Genomic DNA, 13,852 nt, shown 5'->3' with positions numbered 1-13,852 from the left:
AGCAGCAATTATGGATAAAGTGATTGATATTGAAGAACGCATCCCTACGCTTCGCGAGCGTCGGCGAAAAAGAACCAATCGCAAATTCCTGGCATTGCTGTTCATTTTTCTAATCTTATTGGCTGCATTGATCTATAGCCAGTCCAAATACAGCAAAATTCAATCCATCACCGTTCTTGGGGCAACTCTTTACGAGGAGTCGGATTATATTGAAGCGAGCCTGCTTGCGGAAGGGGATTCAATGTGGTCCTTCGATGCGGATGATACGGCAAAGGCCATCAGTGAACTGGAGTGGGTCGAAACGGTGGCAGTTGATAAAAGATGGCTGACGGGAGTGGACATTGCAGTCGCTGAATCCCCTTCAATCGGTTTTCTTGAGAAAGACAATGGCTACCAGGAATTGCTTGCGAACGGCTATGCTGTGGAACTGCCTGTCGACAAAGTTGATGGACCGATTTTTACTAATTTCGAAAATGCGGAAACACGGCTGGAACTTTCATCCCAGTTGGAGCAGCTTGATCCCAAAGTCTCCAATATGCTGTCGCAGCTCCTTTTGACGGAAGGGGAGAGTTCATCCGCCAATGTGACGTTGTATATGACAGATGGCAATGAAATTCGGGCAAAGTTAAATAGCCTGGCAGAAAAACTGACTTATTACCCTTCACTTATTGCTCAATTGGAAGATGGCCAAAAAGGAGTTTTCGATATGGAGGTAGGCATTACCTTCCGCTCTTATGATGACGTCTATGGTCCGCCAAAGGAGGTCGGGGAAGATGAAGAAACAGCGCAACCGTAAACAATCAAAAATCAGTAAATCCATCATCTTTTCGCTGGTTTTCCTGGTTCTGGGTTTTATCCTTTCTTATTCCTACAGCCTGTCGCAGGCCAGAGACGGCAATGCCGAGATTACAGCCAACGCCCAATTCGAAGAAGAAGAACGAATTCGCGAAGAGCTGATTGAACAGCAGGAACGCAATAAAACCTTGCGTGAAGAAATGCAGGACAAGCAAAGCGAATTACAGGACTATGAAAGTTCTTTTTTGGATGGAGAAGAAGTTTACAGTGAAATGGCTGAGGAAGCGGAAATGCTTCGCCGCTATATCGGATTGATGCCGGTGGAAGGCGAAGGCTTGAAGGTCATTCTGGAAGACGGGGAATATGGTGCGCAAGACGTCAATCCGAATGAATATATTGTGCATGAAAGCCATGTTTTCCAAGTAATCCATGAAATGTATATTTCTGGAGCAGAAGCGATCGCGGTAAATGGACAAAGAATCCATTCAAATTCGACAATCGTTTGCACAGGTCCAGTCATCGAAGTTGATGGTGTGCAGTATCCGGCACCATTTACCATCGAAGGGATCGGCAATCCGGAAGTTCTTGCAGCTTCCATGGAATTGTCTGGAGGAGTTCTCGATCAGCTGGTCAATGATAATATAATTGTCACAATGGACCAGGGGATAGGCATTAGAATGCCGGCCCTGCTGTCGGAATCATGATTGAGGGGGAAGTTGCATGAAAAAGAAAGTCTTTTCCCGGTTTACGATAATCTTGTTTGTTATCGGCCTGATGACCGCAATCCAATTCAATACGATCAATGAACCGGATGCCCGGGACACACGGGATGTGTGGGAAATCAGGCAGGAGCTATCGAGGGAAAAGCAGCTTCACTCTGAATTATTATCCGAAATCGGCACGCTTGATGACACATTGTCAAAATATGATTTGGCATTAAGCGACAGTCCTGAACAGGCCCTGAGAGATACGGTTGAAGAGCTCAGGCAGAAAGCGGGTCTGGCAGACAGCAGCGGACCAGGTTTTGAAATTTTCATCGAACCTTCACCTGAAACAGTAGCGAGCGGACAAAACATTGATGAAATTTCGCCGCAGCTGTTGATCCGGTTAGTGAATGAGATTAATCGATTCAACGGAATCGGCATGTCGATCGATGGGAAGCGGATTGTCAATAACAGTCCAATACGCGATATCAACGGACAGACCACGATCAACGCCAAACCGGTTGGAACGCCGCCATTTAAAATGAAGGTGGTCGCCGATACAATTGAAGATGCTGAAAAGCTTTACAATCATTTAAAGGCGTCACAAATTCTTGATAGTTTTTATATTGATAATCTGGCGGTCGATGTCAGAGAGCCGCAGGAAGATATTATGGTCGAAGCGTATGATGAAGAGCTGAAGCTCGAACATCTAAGAGCGGCAGAGGGGGAATAGGTATGTGGCTATCGATTTTGGGACTGATTCTCGGAGTTTCACTTGGGCTCCTGACAGATATGAGAATTCCGCCCGAATACGCAAACTATTTGTCCATTGCAGTGCTTGCAGCGCTGGACACGCTTTTTGGCGGGGTACGGGCACATCTTCAACAAGTATATGACGATAAAGTATTTGTTTCAGGTTTCTTCTTTAATATCCTGCTGGCAGCCGGGCTGGCATTTCTCGGAGTTCATCTCGGAGTCGATTTATATCTGGCAGCCATCTTCGCTTTCGGCGTTCGGCTGTTTCAGAATATAGCTGTTATCCGGCGCATTTTATTGAGTAAATGGTCTGAGAAAAAAGAAATACGGGAATCAGTTTGAATTTTCTGATGAAATGAAAAAATGTTGCATCAAATTACTTAGACAAGGTGTATAATTTACAATAGAATAATAGTAAATGGACTAAAATAAGGAGGTGCCACGAATTGAGCCAATCAGAATTGTATGTAAGTTTAGATATCGGGTCTTCGTCGGTAAAAGTTTTAATTGGAGAAATGGCCAATAAATCGTTGCACGTCATCGGTGTTGGCAATGTCAAATCAAACGGCATTAAAAAAGGGGCTATCGTTGATATAGATGCAACTGTGCAATCGATCAAAAAAGCGGTCGATCAGGCTGAACGAATGATCGGCAAGTCGATTCACGAAGTCGTTCTTGGAATTCCTGCCAATAAAATGCAACTGCAGCCTGTCAAAGGCGTCGTAGCAGTCAATAGCGAAAATCGTGAAATTACAGATGATGATATGGACCGTGTCCTTGAAGCGGCGCAAGTTATGTCTATTCCCCCAGAACGGGAATTGGTTAACATAATTCCTGAGCAATATATAGTAGACCATTTGGATGAAATTAAAGATCCGCGGGGTATGATTGGGATTCGCCTTGAGATGGATGGTACAATGGTGACGACATCCAAGACGATTCTGCATAATGTGCTTCGGTGCGTTGAAAGGGCCGGCCTTCAAATCCGGGATATTTACCCTCAACCGCTGGCAGCCGGATACTATGCGTTAACGGAAGATGAAAAGAATCATGGAACTGCCTGCATCGATATCGGCGGCGGATCTACGTCAATTGCTATTTTCCAGGATGGGCATCTGATTGCGTCATCAGTAATACCGGTCGGCGGCGACCATGTAACGAAAGATTTATCCATCGTACTGAAAACGCCAACAGACCAAGCTGAAAAGATCAAACTTGATTATGGCCACGCTTTTTATGATAATGCTTCTGAAGATGAATTGTTCGAAGTTCCGGTAATCGGTTCTGATACAAAAGAGCAATACAGTCAGAAATACATATCTGAAATAATCGGAGTTCGCCTGGAAGAACTTTTCGAATTGATTTTGGATGAATTCTATCGTTTGGGCGTACAGGACCTTCCAGGAGGAGTCGTTTTAACCGGCGGCATGGCCAAACTTGAAGGCCTTCCTGAATTGGCGAGAAATATACTTCAAACCCGTGTACGTCTCTTCACTCCAGAATATATCGGGGTAAGAGAGCCGCAATATACGACTTCGGTCGGACTTATCCAATACGCTTATATGGATGATGTTTTTCACGGACGCATTGGCAGCGGAGCCGCTTTGGGCAATCCTCAAAAGCTTGAGCAGGAATCAAAACCACAAAAACAAAGACAGCAAAAGCAGCAAAAAGAAGATGGCGAAGGCGTTGTGACAAAAGCCAAAAAAATGTTTGATAAATTTTTCGAGTAAGAGAAGAGGAAGCGCTCTTACAAAATCCTTTTAAATCTAAAAAGTTATACTTTCTTATTAACAATAAAACATTGCATCATGCTTCAACTTAGAGCAGAGCAATTTTAGGAGGAAAAAGAATGTTGGAATTTGATACATCAGTTGATGCTATGGCAGTAATTAAAGTTATCGGTGTCGGCGGCGGCGGAAACAACGCTGTAAACCGCATGATCGAACACGGTGTCCAAGGTGTTGAATTTATTGCAGTAAATACGGATGCACAAGCTCTAAACCTTTCAAGAGCTGAAGTCCGCCTTCAAATTGGCGGTAAGCTTACACGCGGACTTGGCGCCGGCGCAAACCCTGAAGTGGGTAAAAAAGCGGCGGAAGAAAGCAAGGAACAGATTGAAGAAGCATTGCGCGGAGCAGATATGGTATTCGTCACTGCCGGCATGGGCGGCGGGACAGGAACAGGAGCTGCTCCAGTAATCGCAGCGATCGCCAAAGAACTTGGCGCTTTGACAGTCGGAGTCGTAACTCGTCCATTCACTTTCGAAGGACGCAAACGTTCGACACAAGCAATCGGCGGAATCGGCCAGATGAAAGAATCAGTCGACACGCTGATCGTTATTCCAAACGATCGTTTACTTGAAATCGTAGATAAAAATACACCAATGCTGGAAGCGTTCCGAGAAGCGGATAACGTTCTTCGCCAGGGTGTACAAGGTATTTCGGACCTGATTGCAGTTCCTGGCCTTATCAACCTTGACTTTGCTGACGTTAAAACGATTATGTCGAACAAAGGTTCAGCGTTGATGGGGATCGGCGTATCTTCAGGGGAAAACCGTGCTTCTGAAGCCGCCAAAAAAGCTGTTTCAAGCCCATTGCTGGAAGTTTCGGTCGATGGAGCAAAAGGTGTTCTGATGAACATTACCGGCGGATCGAATCTTAGCCTTTACGAAGTTCAGGAAGCAGCAGATATCGTTGCTTCAGCATCTGATGAAGATGTGAATATGATCTTCGGTTCTGTTATCAATGATAATTTGAAAGATGAAATTATTGTGACAGTAATTGCTACAGGATTTAATGAGGAACAGGTTCAGCCGAGAACGCCAAGAGGCTCAGGACTAAACTCCAGCCGTGTGCAATCCATTCAACAGCAGCAGGCACCTCAGCCGACACTTCGTGAAGCACGCCGCGAGGAGCAGCGCCGCGAAGAACCGGCTCCCGTGTATCAACAGGAACCGGTACGCCAGGAAAAGTCACAGGATGACGCTTTGGATATCCCGACTTTCCTGCGCAATCGACAAAAACGACGTTAATCCAAACAGCTGCCGATCTGGCAGCTGTTTTTTTTACTTCATCCCGAATGGTGCAATTGATAAATAGCCTCATACTTGGTACAATTAACAGAACATCTCAAGAAAAGTTGTGAATTGATGAAACCTATTAGACCGGTATATAAAGAGGTAAGAAATGAATTGGATTCCATCCGACCAGCAATCGAAGTAATTGCTGTCACCAAACAGGTCGGCGTCGAACGGACCCGGGAAGCAGTCGAGGCTGGCATCAAGCATCTTGGTGAAAATCGTCCGGAAGGTTTTTTAGCTAAATCTGAGTCGATCAAAGATGATGTTAAATGGCATTTCATCGGCAATCTTCAAAGCCGAAAGGTAAAGGACATCATCAACCGGATTGATTTCCTTCATTCTCTGGACCGTTTGAGCCTTGCCAAAGAAATTCAGAAACGCGCTGACCACACCATCGATTGTTTTGTGCAGGTTAATGTCGCACAAGAAGATTCCAAGAGTGGCATTTTGCCTGAAAAAACTTTGGAGTTTATCAAATCTCTGGAAACATATGATAAAATTAATGTAGTTGGATTAATGACAATGGCGCCGAACGTTGAAGATGAAGAAGTTTTGCGGAAAGTATTCCGCGGACTGAAGGCCTTACAATTGGAAATTGCCGAAAAAAATTGGGCACATGCCCCCTGCACGGAGTGTTCAATGGGCATGTCCAATGATTATTTGATAGCAGCGCAGGAAGGCGCGACTTTTGTTCGCATCGGGACTGCATTAGTAGGTTCAGAAAGTGAGGCAGAGTGATGAGCATTAAAAATTCATTCAAGAATTTCTTTTATTTAGAGGAATATGAAGAAGGTCAGCCGCAACAGCAAAACCAGCAGGCTTCCCAGCATGAAAAACAGTCTGTCACGCCTGAAATCCGCAAATCTCCTAAAGAGCGGCGCCAAAAAGCGACGGAAGCAAGCACACCGAACCTGGTAAGTTTGCAGACTGCCGCATCGAAATCATCAAAGGTTCATTTGGCAGAACCCCGCGTCTATGCGGAAGCTCAGGATATTGCCGAGCATTTGAAAAGCAAACGTGCTGTTGTCGTCAATCTTCAGCGCATTGAACGGAGTCAGGGCCTGCGGATCATCGATTTTCTGAGTGGTACAGTATATGCCCTTGGTGGAGACATCCAACGCATTGGAACGGATATTTTCCTTTGTGTCCCTGATACGGTTGAAGTGGACGGAGCAATTTCAGATTTCTATTACGACGAAGAACAATAAAAGAGGTGCATAACTAACTGATGGCAATTATCGAAATGTTAATATTAAATGCAGTGAATATTTATTTCTACCTAATTATCGCCAGCGTCCTGATGAGCTGGATTCCAAGCCTTAAAGAGTCGAAATTCGGCCAGTTTATCACGAGCCTGACAGATCCATATCTGGATATCTTCAGAAAGTTCATCCCGCCACTTGGCATGATCGACATTTCTCCAATCATCGCGATTTATGCGTTGCTGTTGGCTAGCAGAGGCATTTCAGTCCTATTCGGAATGCTATAAGATCAACCTCACGCTGAGTGGGGTTTTTTTCTTGAAAAAACTTTTTCTAAGTTGAATAAAGGAATTCACCTGTTCCGGAGCCACGCTGGCGCTGAGAGAATAGCTTAGATATGGAGCAAAACAGCGCAGACGCCCAGGGGACCAAGCGAAGTGCTGAGATCCACTCGGACGAAGTGAAACGAGACCGAGTTAGCTCAGCGCAAGCCCCCAGGCAAGCAAGCTGTTTTGCGGAATATCGGTTACTGAAGATTTATTAGTTCAGATATATATAAAAGAAAGGGGCAGCATCATGGATTCCATTTTTCAGCATTTCCGGAAAGAAGAGCAGCAATTTATCGAACAGGTTTCCGGCTGGATGAATGAAGTCGAAGACCGCTATACACCGAAACTCACTGACTTTCTGGATCCCCGGGAACGTTTTATCGTGCAGTCGGTTCTTGGCGCAAACGATATCCAAATGGCTTCACTCGGTTTGTTTCCGGATGCCGAGCGCCAAAGAGTCCTATTGTATCCGTCCTATTACGAACCGACAGCGGCAGATTTTCAAATACAGGTATTCGAATTGAAATATCCGGTGAAATTCGTCACTTTGCGCCATCCGGATATTTTAGGATCGTTGATGTCAGTCGGACTGGATCGCAGCAAATTCGGTGATATCCGAATTGATGGCGAACGGATTCAATTTGCAGTGGCAGATGAAGTGAGCCTGTATCTCAAGACCAATTTCGTCTCCGCCGCAAAAGTCAAAGTGCAATTGCTCGAAGTGGAGGACGTAGCCGAGATGATCACAGCCACGGAAGAATGGCATGAAGAATCCCATACTGTCAGTTCGATGAGACTCGATGCGGTCATCAGTTCCGTCTATAATATTTCCCGGCAGAAAGCCTCGGCTTTGATTCACGGAGGAAAAGTGAAAGTGAACTGGACGGCACAGGAACAGCCATCTTTCGAATTGCATGAATCGGATATGATATCTTCAAGAGGTTTTGGCCGGATTAAAGTGCTGATGGTCGAAGGAAGAACGAAGAAAGATAAAGTGCGTCTGCAGATCGGCCGTTTGGAACAACGCAAATAGCCCGTGCATGGAATATGAAAAATTATACTGATATTTCATGCAATGGGCGGTATAATGGAAAGTAACAAACATAATTTAAGGAGAGTGCACTGAATGCCATTGTCCCCGTTGGATATACATAATAAAGAATTCAGCAAAGCGTTTCGCGGATACCAGGAAGATGAAGTGAACGAATTCCTGGATCAGATCATCAAGGATTATGAAATCCTGATGAAAGACAAAAAAGATCTTGAAGAGCGTTTGAAACAAACCGACGAACGTGTCGGCCATTTCACAACCATCGAAGGAACTTTGCAAAAGTCCATCGTCATTGCCCAGGAAGCTGCAGAAGAAGTCCGCCGCAATGCCCAAAAAGAAGCGAAGCTTATTGTCCGTGAAGCCGAGAAAAACGGTGACCGCATCGTCAATGAATCATTGACCAAAGCGCGCCGCATTGCCATGGAAATCGAAGAGCTGAAGAAACAGTCGAAGGTTTTCCGCAATCGTTTCAAAATGATCGTGGAAGCGCAGCTTGACCTGATTGATACCGATGATTGGGAATCGTTGATGGAATATGATGTCGATACGACGACGCTTGATAAATTGGAAGACAATAACGAAGACTACCGTCCTTGACTAAGGGCGCCACACTCTTTATAATTACGACATACTAGAATCAGCAATTTTTATACGAAATGCGTTGACGGAGACAGTAATTACAGCCATTCAGAAAAGCGAGCCGGGGACAGTGAAAGCCCGGTGTGAAAGCTGTGGGGAAAATCACTCCTGAGCAGAGCCGGAGAAAATCAGTATCCGGATCCGTCCTCACCACGATACGGTGTTCGAGTGGCAGCGATTGAGCTGCAACAAGGGTGGTACCGCGAGTTTGGCTCCTCGTCCCTTTACCAGGGATGGGGGGCTTTTTATTATGTTTACAGGAGGAATTAGGATGGATTACAAAGATACATTATTGATGCCGAAAACAGATTTCCCGATGCGAGGCAATTTGCCGAACCGGGAACCGGAAATGCAAACGAAATGGGAAGAAATGGATATTTATGGAAGAGTACAAGAGCGGACGAAAGACCAGCCGTTTTTCGTTCTTCATGACGGACCGCCATACGCAAACGGCGATTTGCATATGGGCCACGCGCTGAACAAAGTGTTGAAGGATATGATCGTTCGTTCCCGTTCAATGATGGGCTTTCATGCGCCATACGTTCCGGGCTGGGATACGCACGGATTGCCGATTGAACAGGCTCTGACCAATAAAGGCGTCAACCGCAAAGAGATGACGGTTGCAGAATTCCGCAAGCTTTGCGCTGAATATGCTTACGAGCAAATCGACAGCCAACGCACTCAATTTAAACGCATCGGTGTGCGCGGTGACTGGGAAAACCCGTATGTCACGTTAAAACCTGCCTATGAAGCACGCCAGATTGAAGTATTCGGAGCGATGGCGAACAAAGGCTATATTTACAAAGGATTAAAGCCGGTTTACTGGTCACCATCAAGTGAATCGTCGCTTGCAGAAGCGGAAATCGAGTATCACGACAAAAAATCTCCTTCCATTTTTGTATCATTCCCTGTGACCGATGGCAAAGGCGTTCTTGCTGAAGGCACGAAATTCATCATCTGGACCACAACGCCGTGGACCATTCCAGCCAACATGGGCATCTCTGTCCACGAAAAACTGGATTATGTGGAAGTGGAAGCAAATGGTTCGTTATTTGTTATCGCCCGTGAACTGTTGGACGAGGTCGCCACTGAAATTGGCTGGCAAGATCATAAAGTGGTGCGGGAAATGAAAGGCGCAGAGCTGGAACATATCTTGACGAAACATCCACTTTACGACCGTACTTCACTTGTTATGCTCGGAGATCACGTTACGGTCGATTCGGGTACGGGTTGTGTCCATACAGCGCCGGGCCACGGTGAAGACGACTTTTTAGTGGGCAAGAGATACGGGCTTGAGGTTTTGTGTCCTGTCGACGAACGCGGAATCATGACGGAGGAAGCTCCTGGATTTGAAGGGCAATTTTATGATAAAGCCAATAAAACGATTACGGAAGCGTTGGACGCAGCGGGCGCGTTGGAAAGTCTTACATTTATCACGCATTCGTATCCGCATGACTGGCGCACGAAAAAACCGGTCATCTACCGTGCGACTGCACAATGGTTCGTTTCAATTGATGCTTTCCGTGAAAATATCCTGAAAGCCATCAAAGAAACTTCTTTCACACCGGCATGGGGAGAGACGCGTCTCTTCAACATGCTGCGCGACCGCGGAGACTGGAATATTTCCCGCCAACGCGTCTGGGGCGTGCCGATTCCGGTATTTTATGCGGAAAATGGCGACCCGATCATTACGCAAGAAACGATTGCTCATATTGCCGATTTGTTCAGAGAACACGGCTCGAATATTTGGTTCGAACGACCGGCCGCTGAATTGCTGCCATCTGGTTTCAAACACCCAAGCAGCCCGAATGGCATTTTCACAAAAGAATTGGATATCATGGATGTCTGGTTCGATTCGGGATCATCCCACCAGGCCGTATTGGATGAGCGCGAAGACCTGCAATATCCGGCAGACCTATATCTTGAAGGCTCCGATCAATACCGCGGCTGGTTCAATTCGTCGCTGACGACAAGTGTTGCCATCAACGGAATTGCTCCATATAAAGGAATCCTGAGCCACGGCTTCACGCTGGACGGCAACGGACGCAAAATGAGTAAATCACTCGGCAACGTAATCGTTCCTGCGAAAGTGATGAACCAAATGGGCGCTGATATTCTCCGCATGTGGGTGGCATCAGTCGATTATACGGCGGATGTTCGCGTATCGGATGAGAATTTCAAACAAGTTTCAGAAGTGTACCGCAAAATCCGCAATACGCTGAAATTCCTCCACGGAAACCTGGCCGATTTCAATGAAAAAGAGAATCGTGTGGCGTTCGAAGATATGCGTGAAATGGATCAGTATATGGCGATGAAACTCCAAAAAATGGTTGAAACAGCACGCAAAGGTTATGAAACTTATGAGTTCTCGACGATTTACAATGTTTTGAACAATTATTGTGCAAACGATTTAAGTTCCTTCTATCTGGATGTTGCCAAAGATGTCGTTTACATTGAAGCGGCCGACCATCCACACCGCCGTGCCATGCAGACGGTGATGTTCGATTCGTTGATGGCCATCCTGAAATTGTCTGCGCCGATCATTCCGCATACAGCTGATGAAATGTGGTCTTACCTTGGCTTTGTTGAAGAAGACAGCGTCCAGTTGACTGATTTCCCTGAAGCTGTTGTGAATGATGGCTTTAAAGATCTTGAAGCGAAATGGTCGAAATTTATGACTGTCCGTGATGATGTGTTGAAAGCGCTGGAAGAAGCGCGCGCAGCGAAAATCATCGGTAAATCACTGGAAGCCAAAGTCACGGTCTACGGCTCTGAAGAAACCAAAAATCTTCTTGCTTCTGTCGATGACAATGTGGCACAGCTGCTGATCGTATCCAATTATGAGTTCGGTGGATCTCCTGAAGAAGCACCGGCTGATGCATTGGTATTAAATCATGTAACTGTGGCGGTTGAAAAATCACAAGGTGAAAAATGTGAGCGCTGCTGGACGATTTCAGACGCAATCGGTGAAAGCGAAGCAAACCCGACGCTTTGTCCACGATGCGCTGATGTAGTAGAGAAGCATTACGCTTAAGTTGACGAGGTCTGGAGAACCGGTAGCCCGGCTTTCCAGACCTTAACTATTTGAAGGCGTAATGTGTTAAAATAGAACGACAGATGATTTGACGGGGGAAACGTATGTTTATTTATTATGCAATCGCATTGGTAATCATTGCTGCAGACCAGTTTACCAAATGGCTGGTCCTTCAGAATATGGAACTCGGCGAACGGATTCCGGTGATTGAACCGTATCTGGCGTGGCTGTCGCATCGCAACCGGGGAGCGGCATGGGGCATGCTGGAAGGGCAGATGTGGCTGTTTGGAATAATTACCGTTGCGGTGATTATAGGCATTCTCTATTACTTCCATAAACACGCGCAAGGTCAGCCGTTGTTTCAAATTAGCCTGATGGTTATACTCGGCGGGGCGATCGGTAATTTTATCGACAGAATGCTCCGCGGTGAAGTCGTCGATTTTGTCGACGTTCTGATTCCTGGGATCAATTATCATTTTCCAATATTCAATGTTGCTGATGCCGCACTGACAATCGGGGTTATCCTGATGATCGTATTCGTGATCTATGACGAAAAACAAGAAAAGAAAAAGGTGTCTTAATGGAAGAGTTAACAATCCAAATCGAAGATTTAACAATAGAAATTACTGAGGAAATGGCTGGAGAAAGAATTGACAAGGCGGTCTCTTCGATTGATGAAGAGTGGTCGCGTTCACAAATTGCCAATTGGGTCAAAGACGGGGCAGTCAGAGTCAATGGCGAAATCGTCAAACCGAATTATAAAGTACGTCTTGAAGACGTAATCATCGTTACGCCACCGATACCGGAAGAGCTTGACGTGGTGCCGGAGGACCTTGATCTTGAAATCGTTTATGAAGATGCTGATGTGCTGGTCGTCAACAAGCCGAAGGGCATGGTCGTTCATCCGGCTCCCGGCCATTCAAAAGGAACCCTCGTCAATGGTCTGATGCATCATTGCACCGATTTATCGGGAATCAACGGCGTCGTCCGTCCCGGCATTGTCCACCGGATTGATAAAGATACATCGGGCTTGCTGATGGTCGCAAAAAACGACGTGTCGCACACATCGCTCGTCAATCAATTGGTCAGAAAAAGTGTAACGCGAAAATATCTCGCGTTGGTCCACGGACATATTCCGCATGATAAAGGCACAATCGAAGCACCAATTGCGCGTGACCCGAAAGAACGCCAAAATATGGCGATCGTTGATAGAGGCAAACACGCGGTAACGCATTTCCGTGTGCTCGAACGCTTTGGCGATTTTACATTGGTTGAATGCCGCCTTGAAACAGGGCGTACGCACCAGATCCGTGTTCATATGAAATACATTGGCTACCCGCTTGTCGGTGATCCGAAATATGGACCGAAGAAAACGATGGATATCGGCGGCCAGGCGCTTCATGCAGAAGTGATCGGTTTTGATCATCCAAAAACCGGAGAATACATGGAATACTCGGCAGAAATGCCTGAGGAATTCGCTGAACTTCTGGAATCTCTTCGAAAGAAGGATTGACAAAAGTACAAAGTGTTCTTTATACTTGAAAAAACCAATCGAATAACAACACCTTTAAAAACAGTCCAGAGAGGCTGAGAAGGTATTTACGCAAGCCGGAAGTCTGTCTTCCGTGCTGGAATTTTCTGCGCATCTATCCTCCTGCCCTCTGGCAGGAGGTTTTTTATTTGCCGGGAGGAGACGAGACAATGGTAGAAAAAGCGGATATTCTGGACGAGCAGGCGATGGCAAGAGCCATCACACGCATTGCCCATGAAATCATCGAACGCAATAAAGGCATCGATGACATCATCCTGGTCGGCATCAAAACAAGAGGCGCATTCATTGCGAAGCGGCTCGCTGAAAAAGTGGAGAAAATCGAAGGCAAGGCGATCAAAACGGGCGAGCTCGATATCACCTTGTACCGCGATGACTTGAGCGTCAAAAACAAAAACAAAGAACCACTGGTGCAGCAAGTCGACATCGAACACAGCATCGAAGGACAGAAAGTGGTATTGGTCGACGATGTGCTGTTCACCGGCCGCACGGTGCGCGCCGCAATGGACGCCGTCATGGATATCGGCCGCCCGGCGCAGATTCAGCTGGCGGTGCTGATCGACCGAGGACATCGTGAGCTGCCGATCCGCTCGGATTATGTCGGCAAGAATATCCCGACGTCGAGCAACGAACGCATTGTAGTGGAAATGAAAGAAAGCGACGGCAAAGACCGCGTAGCAATACACGAATAGTAGAGAGAGACGGGGGAGA

Annotated in this window: 15 protein-coding genes and 1 other annotated feature; all 15 genes read left to right on the top strand. The window is 46.3% G+C overall.

Going from position 1 to position 13,852, the window contains the following annotated elements; genetic code table 11:
• The first annotated feature begins 10 nt into the window (after positions 1-10).
• Positions 11-796 carry a cell division protein FtsQ/DivIB gene (locus tag DHX103_RS01980; RefSeq protein WP_422123601.1) on the top strand — a complete coding sequence of 262 codons (786 nt, stop codon included), beginning with the start codon at positions 11-13 and terminating at the stop codon, positions 794-796.
• The gene (locus tag DHX103_RS01975) at positions 774-1,499 is read left to right on the top strand and encodes a DUF881 domain-containing protein (protein ID WP_422123600.1); all 726 of its coding nucleotides are present in this window, start codon (positions 774-776) and stop codon (positions 1,497-1,499) included. Before DHX103_RS01980 ends, DHX103_RS01975 begins: the two co-directional genes overlap by 23 nt.
• A gap of 16 nt (positions 1,500-1,515) precedes the next feature.
• Positions 1,516-2,232, top strand: coding sequence for a DUF881 domain-containing protein (locus tag DHX103_RS01970; protein ID WP_422123599.1), 717 nt, complete (start codon positions 1,516-1,518; stop codon positions 2,230-2,232).
• Between the two features lie 2 nt (positions 2,233-2,234).
• Positions 2,235-2,597, top strand: a complete 363-nt coding sequence (locus tag DHX103_RS01965; RefSeq protein ID WP_422123598.1) for a small basic family protein — start codon at positions 2,235-2,237, stop codon at positions 2,595-2,597.
• A 104-nt stretch (positions 2,598-2,701) separates the two neighbouring features.
• On the top strand, positions 2,702-3,988 hold the full coding sequence (gene ftsA, locus DHX103_RS01960) for a cell division protein FtsA (protein ID WP_422123597.1): 1,287 nt from the start codon (positions 2,702-2,704) through the stop codon (positions 3,986-3,988).
• A gap of 119 nt (positions 3,989-4,107) precedes the next feature.
• Positions 4,108-5,289 carry a cell division protein FtsZ gene (ftsZ, locus tag DHX103_RS01955; RefSeq protein WP_422123596.1) on the top strand — a complete coding sequence of 394 codons (1,182 nt, stop codon included), beginning with the start codon at positions 4,108-4,110 and terminating at the stop codon, positions 5,287-5,289.
• Between the two features lie 117 nt (positions 5,290-5,406).
• Positions 5,407-6,075, top strand: a complete 669-nt coding sequence (locus DHX103_RS01950) for a YggS family pyridoxal phosphate-dependent enzyme (protein ID WP_422123595.1) — start codon at positions 5,407-5,409, stop codon at positions 6,073-6,075.
• Positions 6,075-6,545, top strand: coding sequence for a cell division protein SepF (locus tag DHX103_RS01945; RefSeq protein WP_422123594.1), 471 nt, complete (start codon positions 6,075-6,077; stop codon positions 6,543-6,545). The genes DHX103_RS01950 and DHX103_RS01945 overlap by 1 nt, the downstream gene beginning before the upstream one ends.
• 20 nt (positions 6,546-6,565) lie before the next feature.
• The gene (locus DHX103_RS01940) at positions 6,566-6,826 is read left to right on the top strand and encodes a YggT family protein (protein ID WP_422123593.1); all 261 of its coding nucleotides are present in this window, start codon (positions 6,566-6,568) and stop codon (positions 6,824-6,826) included.
• 289 nt (positions 6,827-7,115) lie between these two features.
• Positions 7,116-7,901 (top strand): RNA-binding protein, encoded by a 786-nt coding sequence (locus DHX103_RS01935; RefSeq protein ID WP_422123592.1) that lies wholly within the window; start codon positions 7,116-7,118, stop codon positions 7,899-7,901.
• Positions 7,902-7,994: 93 nt separating this feature from the next.
• On the top strand, positions 7,995-8,516 hold the full coding sequence (locus DHX103_RS01930; RefSeq protein WP_422123591.1) for a DivIVA domain-containing protein: 522 nt from the start codon (positions 7,995-7,997) through the stop codon (positions 8,514-8,516).
• A gap of 55 nt (positions 8,517-8,571) precedes the next feature.
• Positions 8,572-8,785: a binding site (T-box leader), on the top strand.
• A gap of 44 nt (positions 8,786-8,829) precedes the next feature.
• Positions 8,830-11,592 carry an isoleucine--tRNA ligase gene (gene ileS, locus DHX103_RS01925; RefSeq protein WP_422123590.1) on the top strand — a complete coding sequence of 921 codons (2,763 nt, stop codon included), beginning with the start codon at positions 8,830-8,832 and terminating at the stop codon, positions 11,590-11,592.
• Between the two features lie 104 nt (positions 11,593-11,696).
• Positions 11,697-12,173: a signal peptidase II gene (gene lspA, locus DHX103_RS01920; RefSeq protein WP_422123589.1), complete on the top strand. Its 477-nt coding sequence runs from the start codon at positions 11,697-11,699 to the stop codon at positions 12,171-12,173.
• Positions 12,173-13,105 carry an RluA family pseudouridine synthase gene (locus tag DHX103_RS01915; RefSeq protein WP_422123588.1) on the top strand — a complete coding sequence of 311 codons (933 nt, stop codon included), beginning with the start codon at positions 12,173-12,175 and terminating at the stop codon, positions 13,103-13,105. The genes lspA and DHX103_RS01915 overlap by 1 nt, the downstream gene beginning before the upstream one ends.
• Positions 13,106-13,293: 188 nt before the next feature.
• Positions 13,294-13,833 (top strand): bifunctional pyr operon transcriptional regulator/uracil phosphoribosyltransferase PyrR, encoded by a 540-nt coding sequence (gene pyrR, locus DHX103_RS01910; RefSeq protein ID WP_422123587.1) that lies wholly within the window; start codon positions 13,294-13,296, stop codon positions 13,831-13,833.
• The last annotated feature ends 19 nt before the right edge of the window (positions 13,834-13,852 follow it).

The sequence above is a fragment of the Planococcus daihaiensis genome (genome assembly GCF_049262615.1).
Taxonomy (GTDB): domain Bacteria; phylum Bacillota; class Bacilli; order Bacillales_A; family Planococcaceae; genus Planococcus.
The sequence above is the reverse complement of the archived record's forward strand: the minus strand, read 5'-3'. Positions and strand labels throughout refer to the sequence as shown.

Excerpts from the sequence above, each read along its gene's own strand:
- DHX103_RS01980 (WP_422123601.1), top strand. The coding sequence starts at position 11 with ATGGATAAAGTGATTGATATTGAAGAACGCATCCCTACGCTTCGCGAG.
- DHX103_RS01930 (WP_422123591.1), top strand. The coding sequence starts at position 7,995 with ATGCCATTGTCCCCGTTGGATATACATAATAAAGAATTCAGCAAAGCG.
- DHX103_RS01940 (WP_422123593.1), top strand. The coding sequence starts at position 6,566 with ATGGCAATTATCGAAATGTTAATATTAAATGCAGTGAATATTTATTTC.
- pyrR (WP_422123587.1), top strand. The coding sequence starts at position 13,294 with ATGGTAGAAAAAGCGGATATTCTGGACGAGCAGGCGATGGCAAGAGCC.
- lspA (WP_422123589.1), top strand. The coding sequence starts at position 11,697 with ATGTTTATTTATTATGCAATCGCATTGGTAATCATTGCTGCAGACCAG.
- ftsZ (WP_422123596.1), top strand. The coding sequence starts at position 4,108 with ATGTTGGAATTTGATACATCAGTTGATGCTATGGCAGTAATTAAAGTT.
- DHX103_RS01915 (WP_422123588.1), top strand. The coding sequence starts at position 12,173 with ATGGAAGAGTTAACAATCCAAATCGAAGATTTAACAATAGAAATTACT.
- DHX103_RS01945 (WP_422123594.1), top strand. The coding sequence starts at position 6,075 with ATGAGCATTAAAAATTCATTCAAGAATTTCTTTTATTTAGAGGAATAT.
- ileS (WP_422123590.1), top strand. The coding sequence starts at position 8,830 with ATGGATTACAAAGATACATTATTGATGCCGAAAACAGATTTCCCGATG.
- DHX103_RS01935 (WP_422123592.1), top strand. The coding sequence starts at position 7,116 with ATGGATTCCATTTTTCAGCATTTCCGGAAAGAAGAGCAGCAATTTATC.
- DHX103_RS01970 (WP_422123599.1), top strand. The coding sequence starts at position 1,516 with ATGAAAAAGAAAGTCTTTTCCCGGTTTACGATAATCTTGTTTGTTATC.
- DHX103_RS01965 (WP_422123598.1), top strand. The coding sequence starts at position 2,235 with ATGTGGCTATCGATTTTGGGACTGATTCTCGGAGTTTCACTTGGGCTC.
- DHX103_RS01950 (WP_422123595.1), top strand. The coding sequence starts at position 5,407 with ATGAAACCTATTAGACCGGTATATAAAGAGGTAAGAAATGAATTGGAT.
- DHX103_RS01975 (WP_422123600.1), top strand. The coding sequence starts at position 774 with ATGAAGAAACAGCGCAACCGTAAACAATCAAAAATCAGTAAATCCATC.